Origin of the sequence: Neorhizobium sp. LjRoot104 (assembly GCF_964253725.1) — a bacterium.
In the GTDB taxonomy this organism is placed as follows: Bacteria; Pseudomonadota; Alphaproteobacteria; order Rhizobiales; family Rhizobiaceae; genus Neorhizobium.
Genome location: NZ_CAXURS020000002.1, coordinates 1,784,698 through 1,796,374, shown reverse-complemented (window position 1 = coordinate 1,796,374; position 11,677 = coordinate 1,784,698). Strand labels below are relative to the sequence as shown.

The 11,677-nt window shown below is 61.1% G+C and carries 12 protein-coding genes; 7 read left to right on the top strand and 5 right to left on the bottom strand.

Annotation, left to right across the window (positions count from 1 at the left end; translation table 11 throughout):
* Positions 1-17: 17 nt before the first annotated feature.
* Entirely contained in the window at positions 18-1,835 is a 1,818-nt protein-coding gene (locus tag ACSQ8R_RS30700; RefSeq protein ID WP_436257092.1) for a sensor histidine kinase, read from the top strand.
* The gene (locus ACSQ8R_RS30695) at positions 1,832-3,193 is read left to right on the top strand and encodes a sigma-54-dependent transcriptional regulator (RefSeq protein ID WP_436257091.1); all 1,362 of its coding nucleotides are present in this window, start codon (positions 1,832-1,834) and stop codon (positions 3,191-3,193) included. Before ACSQ8R_RS30700 ends, ACSQ8R_RS30695 begins: the two co-directional genes overlap by 4 nt.
* Positions 3,194-3,237: 44 nt before the next feature.
* Here ACSQ8R_RS30695 and ACSQ8R_RS30690 read toward each other — a convergent pair whose 3' ends face one another.
* Positions 3,238-4,356, bottom strand: a complete 1,119-nt coding sequence (locus ACSQ8R_RS30690; RefSeq protein ID WP_436257090.1) for a LacI family DNA-binding transcriptional regulator — start codon at positions 4,354-4,356, stop codon at positions 3,238-3,240.
* A 167-nt stretch (positions 4,357-4,523) separates the two neighbouring features.
* Between ACSQ8R_RS30690 and ACSQ8R_RS30685 the strand changes: the two genes are divergently transcribed.
* The 5 genes from ACSQ8R_RS30685 to ACSQ8R_RS30665 all read left to right on the top strand — a co-directional run bounded on the left by ACSQ8R_RS30685 (position 4,524) and on the right by ACSQ8R_RS30665 (position 8,872).
* Complete coding sequence (locus ACSQ8R_RS30685; RefSeq protein ID WP_436257323.1) at positions 4,524-5,672, top strand: NAD(P)/FAD-dependent oxidoreductase; 1,149 nt, start codon at positions 4,524-4,526, stop codon at positions 5,670-5,672.
* A 26-nt stretch (positions 5,673-5,698) separates the two neighbouring features.
* Positions 5,699-6,469, top strand: a complete 771-nt coding sequence (locus tag ACSQ8R_RS30680; RefSeq protein WP_436257089.1) for an amino acid ABC transporter ATP-binding protein — start codon at positions 5,699-5,701, stop codon at positions 6,467-6,469.
* A gap of 96 nt (positions 6,470-6,565) precedes the next feature.
* Entirely contained in the window at positions 6,566-7,411 is an 846-nt protein-coding gene (locus ACSQ8R_RS30675; protein ID WP_436257088.1) for a transporter substrate-binding domain-containing protein, read from the top strand.
* Positions 7,412-7,483: 72 nt separating this feature from the next.
* The gene (locus ACSQ8R_RS30670; RefSeq protein ID WP_436257087.1) at positions 7,484-8,143 is read left to right on the top strand and encodes an amino acid ABC transporter permease; all 660 of its coding nucleotides are present in this window, start codon (positions 7,484-7,486) and stop codon (positions 8,141-8,143) included.
* A 3-nt stretch (positions 8,144-8,146) separates the two neighbouring features.
* Positions 8,147-8,872, top strand: coding sequence for an amino acid ABC transporter permease (locus ACSQ8R_RS30665; protein ID WP_436257086.1), 726 nt, complete (start codon positions 8,147-8,149; stop codon positions 8,870-8,872).
* A 99-nt stretch (positions 8,873-8,971) separates the two neighbouring features.
* On the opposite strand, the gene ACSQ8R_RS30660 is transcribed toward ACSQ8R_RS30665, so the two are convergent.
* Genes ACSQ8R_RS30660 through ACSQ8R_RS30645 form a run of 4 tightly spaced genes read right to left on the bottom strand, consistent with a single transcriptional unit; the run spans position 8,972 to position 11,593 of the window.
* Positions 8,972-9,613, bottom strand: coding sequence for a CDP-alcohol phosphatidyltransferase family protein (locus ACSQ8R_RS30660; protein WP_436257085.1), 642 nt, complete (start codon positions 9,611-9,613; stop codon positions 8,972-8,974).
* Positions 9,610-10,017 carry a hypothetical protein gene (locus ACSQ8R_RS30655; RefSeq protein ID WP_436257084.1) on the bottom strand — a complete coding sequence of 136 codons (408 nt, stop codon included), beginning with the start codon at positions 10,015-10,017 and terminating at the stop codon, positions 9,610-9,612. The genes ACSQ8R_RS30660 and ACSQ8R_RS30655 overlap by 4 nt, the downstream gene beginning before the upstream one ends.
* A complete protein-coding gene (locus ACSQ8R_RS30650; protein ID WP_436257083.1) occupies positions 10,005-10,952 on the bottom strand; it encodes a phosphatidate cytidylyltransferase in 948 nt (315 codons plus the stop codon). Before ACSQ8R_RS30650 ends, ACSQ8R_RS30655 begins: the two co-directional genes overlap by 13 nt.
* Positions 10,949-11,593 carry a lysophospholipid acyltransferase family protein gene (locus tag ACSQ8R_RS30645; RefSeq protein WP_436257082.1) on the bottom strand — a complete coding sequence of 215 codons (645 nt, stop codon included), beginning with the start codon at positions 11,591-11,593 and terminating at the stop codon, positions 10,949-10,951. The genes ACSQ8R_RS30650 and ACSQ8R_RS30645 overlap by 4 nt, the downstream gene beginning before the upstream one ends.
* Positions 11,594-11,677: the final 84 nt, after the last annotated feature.

Here is an 11,677-nt window from a genome sequence, read left to right as displayed (position 1 = left end):
GAGAGAAATTCGTCAAAATGCCCGCCTTCGCGTGGGCTCCATGGCCCGTCTTTGCCTTCGCAGCCGCCACGATCCTGATATCCGCTCTCTACGCCGCCGGTCTTTATGGGCGCAGTTCCGCGCTCGAAACGCTCCTCGACCAGGGGCGCGCCGACGCCAACCTCAAAGTTGCGCTGTTGAGCGCGGTGCTGGAAAGACCGCGCGCGCTGCCTCTGCTTCTTGCCGAGGATCAACTGGTGGTCGGCGCGCTGGCGTCGAGAAGCACGCAAACCATCGATGCCCTCGACCGAAAGTTGGAAGGGCTCGTGACCGGCACACATGCATCCGTCCTCTACGTCACGGGCAGGGATGGAATCGCGGTCGCCTCCAGCAACTGGCGCGAACCCTTGAGCTTCGTCGGCAACGACTATTCGTTCCGGGAATATTTCCGACGCGCGATGGAGAACGGAACGGCAGAGCACTTCGCCTTGGGCAGTGTCAGCAAGCGCCCCGGGCTGTACATCTCGCGGCGTGCCGAAAACGAGGCAGGTGCGCTCGGGGTCGTTGTGGTGAAGATGGAATTCGACCAGCTCGAAAGCGATTGGCACGAGGCCAACCGTCCCGTCTACGTCACCGACGCGGATGGTGTCGTCTTGATCACCAGCATTCCGTCGTGGCGGTTCATGGCAACTGCGCCGCTGCCAGCCGAGCGACTTGGCGCCATCCGCGATAGCCTTCAATTCGGCGATGCGCCCTTGACGCCGCTTCCGATCGTGCGGCAGGAACCGCTTTCCGGTGGCGCATCGATCGTTTCAGCGATTCTGCCGGGAACGAGCGAAGGTGAGTATGTTCGCCTTCTGACGCCGGTCCCCTCGACATCCTGGCGCCTTGAATATCTTGTGCCGACCGAGCCGTCCGTCGCTGCTGCGGTCCGCGAAGCGCGGCTGCTTGCACTTGCGGTGCTCGTTCCGATCCTGGCGCTGATCGCATTGCTTTTGAGGCGGCGGCAGTTGATCGGCATTCGCATCGCCGCGGAGAAAGCCCTGCGCGTAGAGCTCGAACGCCGTGTCGTGGAGCGAACAACGGATCTGAGCCGCGCAAGGGACCTCCTGCAGGAGGAGATTGCCGACCACCGCAGTACCGAGTCGAAACTGCAGGTGGTGCAACAGGAGCTCGTTCAGGCAAATCGCCTGGCGATCCTCGGTCAGGTTGCTGTCGGGGTTGCCCATGAAATCAACCAGCCGGTCGCGACAATCCGTGCCTATGCCGACAACGCGCGTGTCTTCCTGCAACGGAACCGGACAGAATCGGCGGAAGAGAATCTCGGCGAGATCGCCGCCCTGACCGAGCGGATCGGCATGATCACCGAGGAACTCAAGGCCTTCGGACGCAAGGGACGGACGCCGCCCGAAGCCGTCGATCTGCGGGGCGCTATCGAAGGCGCGGTCGTTCTTTTGAGGAGCCGGTTCGCTGGCCGGCTGGACATACTCGCGATCGATCTGCCGCCGCCCGACCTTGCCGTTATCGGCAATCGCGTCCGCCTCGAGCAGGTGCTGATCAATCTTTTCCAGAATGCCTTGGAAGCGCTGGAGGGCAGGGCCGAGGCAAGTGTGAACGTCTCCGTGGAGACGCTGCCGGATGAGATCGTGATCAAGGTCTCCGACAATGGTCCCGGCATTGATCCAACGGTTAGAAGTTCGCTCTTCTCGCCCTTCAACACGTCCAAGGAAAAGGGGCTCGGCCTCGGTCTGGTTATCTCGAAGGATATCGTCGCGGATTATGGCGGCCGCATCGAGGTCGAAAGCGGCGAAACCGGTACGACTTTTATTGTCTATCTGCGCAAGGCGGTACCATGAGCAATCCAACACCTGTCGTCCTGGTTGACGACGATGCCGACCTTCTCAAGGCCACCGCCCAGACGATCGAGCTTGCGGGCTTTGCGGTCTCTCGATTTTCGAGGGCTTCCGACGCGCTGGCCCGGATCGACGATGGCTTCGCCGGCGTCATCGTTTCCGACATCCGCATGCCCGAGATCGACGGGCTGCAGCTCTTCGACCGCGTCCGCAAGCTCGATCCGGACCTTCCCGTTATCCTGATGACCGGCCATGGTGACATACCGATGGCCGTCAAGGCTATGCAGGATGGGGCTTACGACTTCATCACCAAACCTTTCGCCGCAGACCGTCTGGTGCAGGCCATCCGCCGCGCTGCAGAAAAACGGCGGCTGATACTGGAGAACAGAACGCTCCGCGATGTGGCCGAACAGGCACGCGACGACCTGCCGCTCATCGGCCAGACCGCGGCCATGGAGCGGCTGCGCAGAACGCTTCGCCAGATTGCCGATACCGACGTCGATGTTCTGGTGACCGGAGAGACCGGCAGCGGCAAGGAGGTGGTTGCCAATCTGATCCATCGATGGAGCCGGCGGTCGAAGGGTAGTTTCGTGGCGCTCAATTGCGGCGCGCTTCCCGAAACCATCATCGAAAGCGAATTGTTCGGCCACGAGCCCGGCGCCTTTACCGGGGCGCAGAAAAAGCGCGTCGGCAGGATCGAATACTCGAGCGGCGGCACCCTCTTCCTCGATGAGATCGAAAGCATGCCGCCCGCCACGCAAATCCATATGCTGCGCGTCCTGGAGGCGCGTGAAGTGGCACCTCTCGGCACCAACGAGACACGACCGATCGACCTCAGGGTCGTGGCGGCCGCCAAGGTCGATCTTGGCGATCCCTCGCAGCGCGGCGGATTTCGCGAAGACCTCTATTACCGGCTCAACGTCGTCACCATCTCGATTCCGCCGCTGCGTGAACGGCGCGACGATATCCTGCTCCTTTTCGGGTTCTTCTGCGAACGGGCCGCCAGGCGGTTCAACCGCCCGACGCCTGTTCTGTCATCTTTTATCCGCCATCACCTCGAAACCCATCCTTGGCCGGGCAATGTCCGCGAACTGTCCCACTTTGCGGAACGTTTCGTCCTCGGGCTTGCAGGCGAGGGCGACAGGACGATCGTATCACCGGAGGCTGCTACCCTGACGCTACCCCAGCGCCTCAACCGGCATGAAGCGGAGATCCTCCGGGAGACGCTGGCCAGCAATGGCGGCGATGTCCGCCGGACGATCGAGGCGCTCGGAATTCCGCGAAAGACCTTTTACGACAAGCTCCAACGGCACGGGATAGAGCGTGCCTCCTTCGACCAGGGCGCAAAGCCGGCCAGATAAGATCTCAAGGCTGCAAACAGGCTTTTTGGCGATCGCGACGTGGGTCAACCGATTTCTGCGGCACTGTTCTTCAGGACGGCGCCGCTATCCTCAAGCTCAGGCGGCGCACCTATCGATTGTCGCTTGATGAGTGTGGTCGCCAGCACCCGGCAGCGTGGCGCATCGCCGATGCCGGTAATCCGCCGGACAAGGATTTGCGCGCTTTCGAAGCCGAGGTCGTAGACCGGCTGGGCAATCACCGTAATCGGCGGGCTGGTCACACTTGTCCAGTCGGCGTCGTGGAAAGCGACAAGCGACAGGTCTTGAGGGATGGACATGCCCAGTCTGCGAAGGGTCTTGAACACTTCAAGCGCCACCACGTTGTCCGACGCAAGTATGGCAGTCGGCCTGTCGGCGCCCTGAAGCAACTCGGAAATGATCTTGTCACCCTCGCCGCGGCGGTTGGCGCCGAGCCGGATGTAGCGCTCCGGATGCTCGATACCGGCAGACAGGCTTGCCGCGACGACGCCTTTTATTCTCTCCATCACCGTGCTCAGATTGATCTGGTGCGGTCCCCGGTAGATCGGGTCGTCCGACTCTGTGGCCGAGATGTAGGCAATACGGCGATGCCCGGCTTCGATCAGGGCTCGCGTGGCGGCCCCGGCCGCCTGCCGGTCGTCCGTCACGACGGCATCGACCGCGAGATCCGGAATGGTCCGGTCCAGAAGGACGAGAGGTCGACCGGATCGCTGGACCTCATGCAGGTGCTGCGTCTCATATACCGAGGCGGGCGTAACGATCAGTCCATCCACGCGCTTGCCCATCAGGACGCGGACGGCGGCCTTTTCCTTGGCGGCATCCTCGCCGGAATTGGACAGAATGACATCAAACCCGGCAGCATGCGCCGCATCGCTGATACCGCGCACGGCCTGGCCGAAATACGGGTTTTCGATATCGCCGACGACAACCCCAATCGTCTTCGATTTTCCGGTCGTCATGCTGCGCGCAAGCTCGTTGGCCTGGTAGCCAAGCCTCTTCGCGGCCTCGTGGACCTTCTCCTTCACGACGGGGCTTGCCGTACCGTAGCTACCCAGAACGCGTGCGGCGGTCGCCTTGGATACACCTGCGCTCTGCGCAACGTCCGAGATGGTGACAAGCCGCTTTGACGTCGTTCTCTTCATCATAGGTCCGTGACATAGGCTGAGAAAAAAACGGCGTCAAGAAAATCACACCATTGACATGTGAGACCGGTCTCAAATACGGTTGATACCGGTCTCATAAGGGGATGCGAGATTCTTTTTCGCCTCGAACGGACGAGCCCTACGGCAATCAAGGACGAAGGAACATGCAGTTGACGATCTCAACTTCCAGCCAGCGGATTGCCGTCATCGGCGGCGGTATTTTCGGTGTTTCCTCGGCGGTTCATCTGGCCCGGCTGGGCGCGCACGTCACCCTGGTCACGGAAGGGGCGTTCGCCAGCGGCGCCTCCGGCCGATCCCTGGCCTGGCTCAATTCGGCACGTTTCCGTTCCACCGAATATCACCGTCTACGGGTCGTCGGCATCGATCGTTATCGGACACTGGCAAGCCGCAATGAAGGTGCTGCCTGGCTGCGCTTCGAGGGCGGTTTGACGTGGGACGCGGATGACGCGTCGAACCGGATTGCGGAAGCCCACGCTCACGAGCAATCGATCGGTTATGACTGCCAGCTCCTTGGCGCCGCAGAAGTGGCGAAGGTCACGCCCGGCATCAATGCTGCGGCGATTTCGCGCCAGGGCGCGATTTTCAATCCGGGTGAGGGCTGGGTGGATCTGCCTTCCCTGATCGACATCCTCGTGCGGGAATTCAAGGCACTCGGCGGTCAGGTGGTAACCCATGCCGGCAAGGCCGTCGTCAATATGAAAGCCGGGCGTGCAGCCGGGGTCTCGACTGCAAATGGCAATCATATAGAAACGGACGCGGTCCTCGTTGCCACCGGTGCAGCCGTGCCGGAGATGGCGCAACAGGTTGGCCATGCCATTGCCGATGGAACGCCGATCGCCCTTCTTGTCAAGTCGAAGCCTTTCAGGTCCGCGGTGCGCGCGGTCCTCAATACGCCGAACGTGGCGCTGCGTCCGACGCCGGATGGTGCGGTCGTCTGCGATTCCGCGTGGTCGGAGGAAGAACTCAACCGCCGCTCCGATGGGGCCTACGAGGTGAAGGAAGAGACGCTTCGGCGTCTTCTTTCGGAAGCCTCGAACGTGCTCGAAGGCAACCCGGCCCTCGAACTGGAAAGCTATCACTGCGGCCCGAAGCCCGTGCCGGGTGACGGGGAACCGGTGATCGGTCCGCTCGAGGGCATCCCGGGCTATTTCGTCGCCTTCAGCCACAGCGGCGCGACACTGGGCCTGATTGCCGGTGAGCTCATCGCCCGCGAGATCGTGACCGGGGAGGCAAGCCCTCTGCTTGCGAATTTCCGGCCGGCCCGTTTCGCGCAGAAAAGCCGAGCGTTGGCGTCGTAAGCTGAGCTGCAGGGAGGAGATTGCAGATGACGGCGAAGGAGAAGAATTCAGGGATGACCGATCCGGAAATTGCCGTCGAATTGTCCGGTGTCGACAAATGGTTTTCCATTCTCCAGGTGCTGCACGACGTCAACCTCACCGTTCGGCGTGGAGAAAAGGTTGTTGTTTGCGGTCCCTCGGGTTCAGGCAAGTCCACCATGATCCGCTGCATCAACTATCTGGAAAAGCACCAGAAGGGTCGCATCGTCGTCAACGGTACGGAGCTGACGGACAACAGGAAGGTCATCGACCGTGTCCGGCAGGATGTCGGCATGGTGTTTCAGAACTTCAATCTCTATCCGCATCTCACCGTGCTCGAAAACTGCATGCTGGCCCCCCGTTGGGTTAAGGGCGTTGCGAGAAAGGATGCCGAGGCCGTGGCGCGAGCCTATCTGGAGCGGGTGCGGATTCCCGATAAGGCGGATTTCTATCCAAGCCAGTTGTCCGGCGGGCAGCAGCAGCGAGCGGCGATAGCCCGATCGCTCTGCATGAGCCCGAAGATTATGCTGTTCGACGAACCGACCTCGGCACTCGATCCGGAACTCGTTCGTGAAGTCCTTGATACCATGGCGCAACTGGCGAGCGACGGCATGACCATGGTGTGCGTCACGCACGAAATGGGTTTCGCGCGGCAGGTCGCGGATAGGGTGGTCTTCATGGACGCGGGCAGGATCGTCGAAACCGCGCCGCCCGGAGAGTTTTTCGGCAATCCCAGGGAAAGCCGGACAAAGGCGTTTCTCAGCCAGATACTGCACTAGCAGGTCTGCTTTCTGCATCCTTACCGGTTGCGGCAAAAAGCATACGAACGGGAAACGTTCGCTGGGCAAAACAACGAAACAAAGGGAACGACTGCCATGTATAAATCCATCAGCATGTTTCGCCGCACGGCCGTGGCTCTCGGCGCTCTTGCCGTCTTTTCGCTTACGGCGCTGCCCGCTTCGGCTCAGGCCCTGCCCAAGGCGATCAAGGATGCCGGCGTGATCCGCATCGGCGTCAAATGCGATTCTCCTCCATTCGGTGCATCCGGCACCGACGGCAAGCCGGCCGGCATCGAGATCGAGATGGCGAAGCAAATCGGCATTGCCGCCTTCGGAGCCGCCGAAAAGGCGGAACTGAGCTGCGTGGCGACGGATGCCCGCATTCCCTCCCTGACCGGCGGAAAGATCGACCTGATCATTGCGACGCTCGGCAAGACGCCGTCGCGCGAACAGGTGATCGACTATTCCGATATCTACTACTGGGGCAGCAGCCGGGTGATAGTACCGAAGGACAGCAAGGTTCAGAAGCTGGCCGACCTCGACGGCAAGTCGATGCTCATCATCAAGGGCGGTTCGCAGCTGAAGTGGCTGAAGGAACGCATCCCGAGCCTGGAATTCGTCCAGCTCAACACCAATGCGGACAATCTGCAGGCCCTGCAGCAGGGCCGCGCCGACGGCTATGTTGGAGATGCGATCACGATCGCGACGCTTGCGGCCAACTATCCGGAATTCCGCACGCTGGAAGAGCCCGTCGATCTCGGCTTCAATGGCGTCGGCGTCCGCAAGGGCGAGGACGAACTCAAGGCTTTCGTCAATGGTGTGGTGAAGAAGCTGAAGAACGAGAAATTTTACTCGAAAACGGTGCCGACCTTCGTCAAGGATCCGGTCGTCGCGGTGGAAATGGTAAAATCCTTCGAAACGGATCCGCCGGCCGCAAAGTGAGCGAACCCGGTCCTGGCGGTTTCGACCGCCAGGACCCCATGTTCACCGGTATTTTCGAGCGGGATGACGGCCATGGACTTTGCTTATATTCTCGAGGCCCTGCCGGATCTGATGACCGGCCTCAAAACGACGCTGATCGTCAGCTTTCTCGCAATATTCCTGTCCTGCCTTATCGGCCTGGTGGGTGCGGTTCTGCGGACGAGCGGGATCAAGCCGCTGCAATATGCTGTCACGGCCTATGTCGAATTCATTCGCGGCACGCCCTACCTCGTGCAGATCTTCTTCATCTTTTATGGACTTCCGAGCCTGGGCCTGCGCTTCAGCATCTTCTGGTCCGGGGTCATTGCGCTGACGGCCTGGGCAAGCGCCTTTCAGATCGAAAATTTCCGCGCCGGTCTCGCGGCCGTCGGCAGCGGAATGCATGACGCCTCGGCGTCCCTCGGCCTCAGGCGCTGGCAACATTCGATGTTCATCATCCTGCCTCTGGCGACCCGCGCCGCTCTGCCATCGGCGATGAATACGATCGTGGCGACGGTGAAGAATTCCGCATACCTGCAGGCGATCGGCCTCGTGGAGCTGACCTTCGTCGCCGTCGACCGGATCGCCTACGATTTCCGGGCGATCGAAATGTTCGCCTCGATCTGTGTGATTTATCTGATCTGCGTCTTCACCATCTCTGGCCTTGGCTACATGGTCGAACGGCGTCTCAGCCGTCCTTTCGGCGGGAGGTAGACGATGCTGCTTCTGGAATTCCAGTCCTTCCTGTTGGACGGCCTCCTGAATACCCTGTTTCTTTCCTCGGTCATGATCGCTGGCGGAACGTTCTTCGCGGTGATCTTCGCCGCCGGTCTTTCTGCTCCATCAGGGTGGCTGAGGCGGCCTGTCTATGCTCTCGTCGAATGCCTGCGCGACATTCCGCTGATGGTCACGGTGCTGATGGTCTATTTCGTGCTGCCGCATGCGGGCCTGTCGTTCAATCCGTTCTGGTCGAGCGCGCTCAGCGTGTCGGTCTGGGGCGGCGCGAACGGCGCGCATATTATTCGCGCCGGCCTGCTGTCCGTGCCGAGCGGTCAGCGGGAAGCCGCCCTGTCATCCGGTCTGCGCGGCTGGAAAGGGTTGTTCCTGGTCATCATCCCGCAGGCGATGCCTGTCATTCTGCCGCCTTACGTGAGCCTCGTCACCAGCCTCACCCAGGCGAGTTCTCTCGGCGCGGTCCTCGGTGTCAACGAACTGCTGCGCTCGGCGCAGATCCTGATCGAGCAGACGACCATCGCGCGCGGAGGAAGCCCTGCCTATCTGGTCTATGGAGCCATTCTTGTGGTGTATTTCGCTCTCTGCTGGACGATATCCGCCTTCGGCGCGAAGCTTGAGCGGCATTTCGCGAAGCCATACCAGCGGGCCAATGGCAAAACCCAGCTAGAAGGGCGGCCGACGGTCGCCCTGCAAATCACCACGACCTGAACCGGTATCCTGTTCCATATCGGGCAGACCAAGATCTTGGTTCGCGTTTGGAAAGCGACCTTGGCCTTTAACCGCCGCAAGCGTGTCCGAGGCCGCTTTTCAGAGGGATCTGAGACGCAGGATCAACGTCTTCGAGCGGCGGAGTGTGGTGAAGGCTGCGCCGAGCGCGATGATACCGAGACCAATCATCAGGATCTGATTGTATCCGCCCCACAATGGTTCCAGGATGGATGCCAATCCTGCCGCGGTGATCGTTGCCATTCGATGCTGCTTGGCCATCGGGCCGGAGAAATCGCTCGGATTGCCCGTGGCACGGCCGAGTTCCCGGACGTAGGCCGTCAACACGGCGAAAGCGCCGGCGGCCCAGCCGAGCCCCGGCATGCCGATCCCATATCCAACGCCTGCGAAGATCAGGAGATCGGCGACGCGGTCCGGGAACTCGTTCCAGAACGGCCCGTCCGGTTCCCCCTTCCCGCCTTCGACGGCGACCATGCCGTCGAACAGATTGCAAAGCAGCCGGACCTGGCAAAAGAGAACGGCCAGGAGCAGGCAGGCAACGCGCTCCCAACCGACCGTCTGTCCCGCCAGATAGAAGGCACCGCCGGCAAGGGCCGCCGCGACCATGCTGGCCTGGGATATCTGGTTCGGCGTGATGGTTTTTGACGCCATCCATCGCGCGATCGAACCTGCCCAGCGCGTGTTTCGGCTTGCCAGGGGCCGCCTGTCGCCTGTCTCGGTCATGTCCCGGTACCTCGTCTTGCGGAGATCGAATAGTTGTAGATCGTGGCGTAGCTCGTCGATACCAGAAGCGGAACTGCGACGGTCCTGAGGATTTCCGGGGTGCCGCTTGCCGCGTGGATTGCGACGAGAACAGCGGTCGAGCCCAGGCAGGCAATAAGCGGCGGCGCCCATAACCGTGTCGGGCCATCAAAGCGCTTCGAAAGTCCGTCGATCGCCGACTTCAGGAAAAGCGTCAGGCAGGCGGACACCACGCCCTGCACCAGGCCGGAATAAAGCGGCGTTGGCATGTCATAGGCCCGGTTGGCAAAGACGGCCCAGCCGCCCATCGCAAGAAACGCGAACAGCACATGTACGGTCCCGCTGCGTGCAAGTCGCCTCAGCGCCTTCGGGATCACAACGACCACCAGTAGCGCACGATATGGAAGAAGATCGGCGCCGAGAAGACGACGGAATCCAGCCTGTCGATCAGTCCGCCATGACCCTCGATGAGGTTGCCCCAGTCCTTGACGCCGCGGTCCCTTTTGATCGCCGACATCACCAGGCCGCCGAAGAAGCCCATCAGCGTGATGATGAAGGCGAGAAGCCCCGCCTGAACAGGCGTGAACGGGGTTATCCACCAGAGGGCGGCACCGATCAGAGTGGCGCTGATGACGCCCCCGGCAAAGCCCTCGACCGTTTTGGACGGCGACAGTTTCGGTGCGATCTTGGTGCGTCCGAACAGCTTGCCCCACACATATTGCAGCACGTCGCTCAGCTGGACGACGATGACCAGGAAGGCGATCAACAACACGTTGCGGCCCTCGTAGCCCGGTATGTTCAGGGTCAGCAGCGCCGGGACATGCGAGGCGCAGAAAACGCAGATCATCAGTGCCCATTGCACCTCTGCAATACGGATCAGAAAGCGCTCCGTATCGCCCCTGAGCACGGATATGATCGGCATCAGCAGGAACGCATAGACCGGAATGAAGATCGAGAAGATGCCGTATTGTTCCGCCCAGAGCAGATAGTACTGAAGCGGCACCACGATGAAGAAGGCTGCGGCCAGCGCCCAGTGATCGGCCCGGCGGGTGTTGATGAGGGTGATAAATTCCCTGAGTGCGGCAAAGGAGCAAAAACCGAAGAGAATGAGAACCCCGATGCGGCCCGCGACGAAAGCCATGCCGATCAGGACGACCATGATCCACCAGGCCTTGATCCGGGCGTTGAGGTTTTCGATCGCCGCATTCGAGCCGTTCGGCGAGAGGCGCTGCTGCAGCACGTAACCGACGGCCGATGCAAGAATGAGCACGCCGAAGATACCGGCCACCAGCGTCAATAGATCGGAACTCGCGGCACTCATTCACCACTCCCGGCAGGCTTGGGGGACAGGGCTAGAAGAGCAGTCTGCATTCGTTCAAGGAAAACGTCCTTGGTTTCATCCGGCGCCAAGCGAAGGGCGCTACCGAAGGTGACGGTGCAGATCAACGGTATAGGGACGATCTCGCCCTTCGGCATGACCCGGTTGAGATTGTTGATCCAGACCGGAACCAGATCGATGTCGGGGCGCGCCGCGACCAGATGAAAAATGCCGCTTTTGAACGGAAGTAGCCGGGCATCGGACTGGTTTCGCGTGCCTTCCGGAAAAAGGATAAGCGATGAGCCGGCATCGATCGCCGAGGCCATCTGCTCGACCGGATCCTCTGTCCTCTTGTCCCGCTCCCTGGCGATCAGAACGGCATTGAAAACGTCACGGCCAATAAAGCGGTTAAGCCTTGATTTCAGCCAGTATTCGGCACCGGCAACCGGACGGGCCTGGTGACGCAGCCTTGGCGGCAGCACCGTCCAGACCAGAACGAAGTCACCGTGGCTCGAGTGGTTGGCGAAATAGATGCAAGGGTTGGACGGCAGGCCTTCCTCGGGCCATATGGCGCGAACCGCCGTGACCGCGCGGGCAAATACGACAATTGCAGCCGCCACGGCTCTTGTTATGAAAGCCTTCATTCGTCCCCCGGTCGACGTGAGCGATAGCGCTCATGAAAACTTTAGCATTGTCACTGTCGGAAGAAAGGAACTTTGCAGAATTCC

Excerpts from the sequence above, each read along its gene's own strand:
- ACSQ8R_RS30700 (WP_436257092.1), top strand. The coding sequence starts at position 18 with ATGCCCGCCTTCGCGTGGGCTCCATGGCCCGTCTTTGCCTTCGCAGCC.
- ACSQ8R_RS30695 (WP_436257091.1), top strand. The coding sequence starts at position 1,832 with ATGAGCAATCCAACACCTGTCGTCCTGGTTGACGACGATGCCGACCTT.
- ACSQ8R_RS30690 (WP_436257090.1), bottom strand. The coding sequence starts at position 4,356 with ATGATGAAGAGAACGACGTCAAAGCGGCTTGTCACCATCTCGGACGTT.
- ACSQ8R_RS30680 (WP_436257089.1), top strand. The coding sequence starts at position 5,699 with ATGACGGCGAAGGAGAAGAATTCAGGGATGACCGATCCGGAAATTGCC.
- ACSQ8R_RS30675 (WP_436257088.1), top strand. The coding sequence starts at position 6,566 with ATGTATAAATCCATCAGCATGTTTCGCCGCACGGCCGTGGCTCTCGGC.
- ACSQ8R_RS30670 (WP_436257087.1), top strand. The coding sequence starts at position 7,484 with ATGGACTTTGCTTATATTCTCGAGGCCCTGCCGGATCTGATGACCGGC.
- ACSQ8R_RS30665 (WP_436257086.1), top strand. The coding sequence starts at position 8,147 with ATGCTGCTTCTGGAATTCCAGTCCTTCCTGTTGGACGGCCTCCTGAAT.
- ACSQ8R_RS30660 (WP_436257085.1), bottom strand. The coding sequence starts at position 9,613 with ATGACCGAGACAGGCGACAGGCGGCCCCTGGCAAGCCGAAACACGCGC.
- ACSQ8R_RS30650 (WP_436257083.1), bottom strand. The coding sequence starts at position 10,952 with ATGAGTGCCGCGAGTTCCGATCTATTGACGCTGGTGGCCGGTATCTTC.
- ACSQ8R_RS30645 (WP_436257082.1), bottom strand. The coding sequence starts at position 11,593 with ATGAAGGCTTTCATAACAAGAGCCGTGGCGGCTGCAATTGTCGTATTT.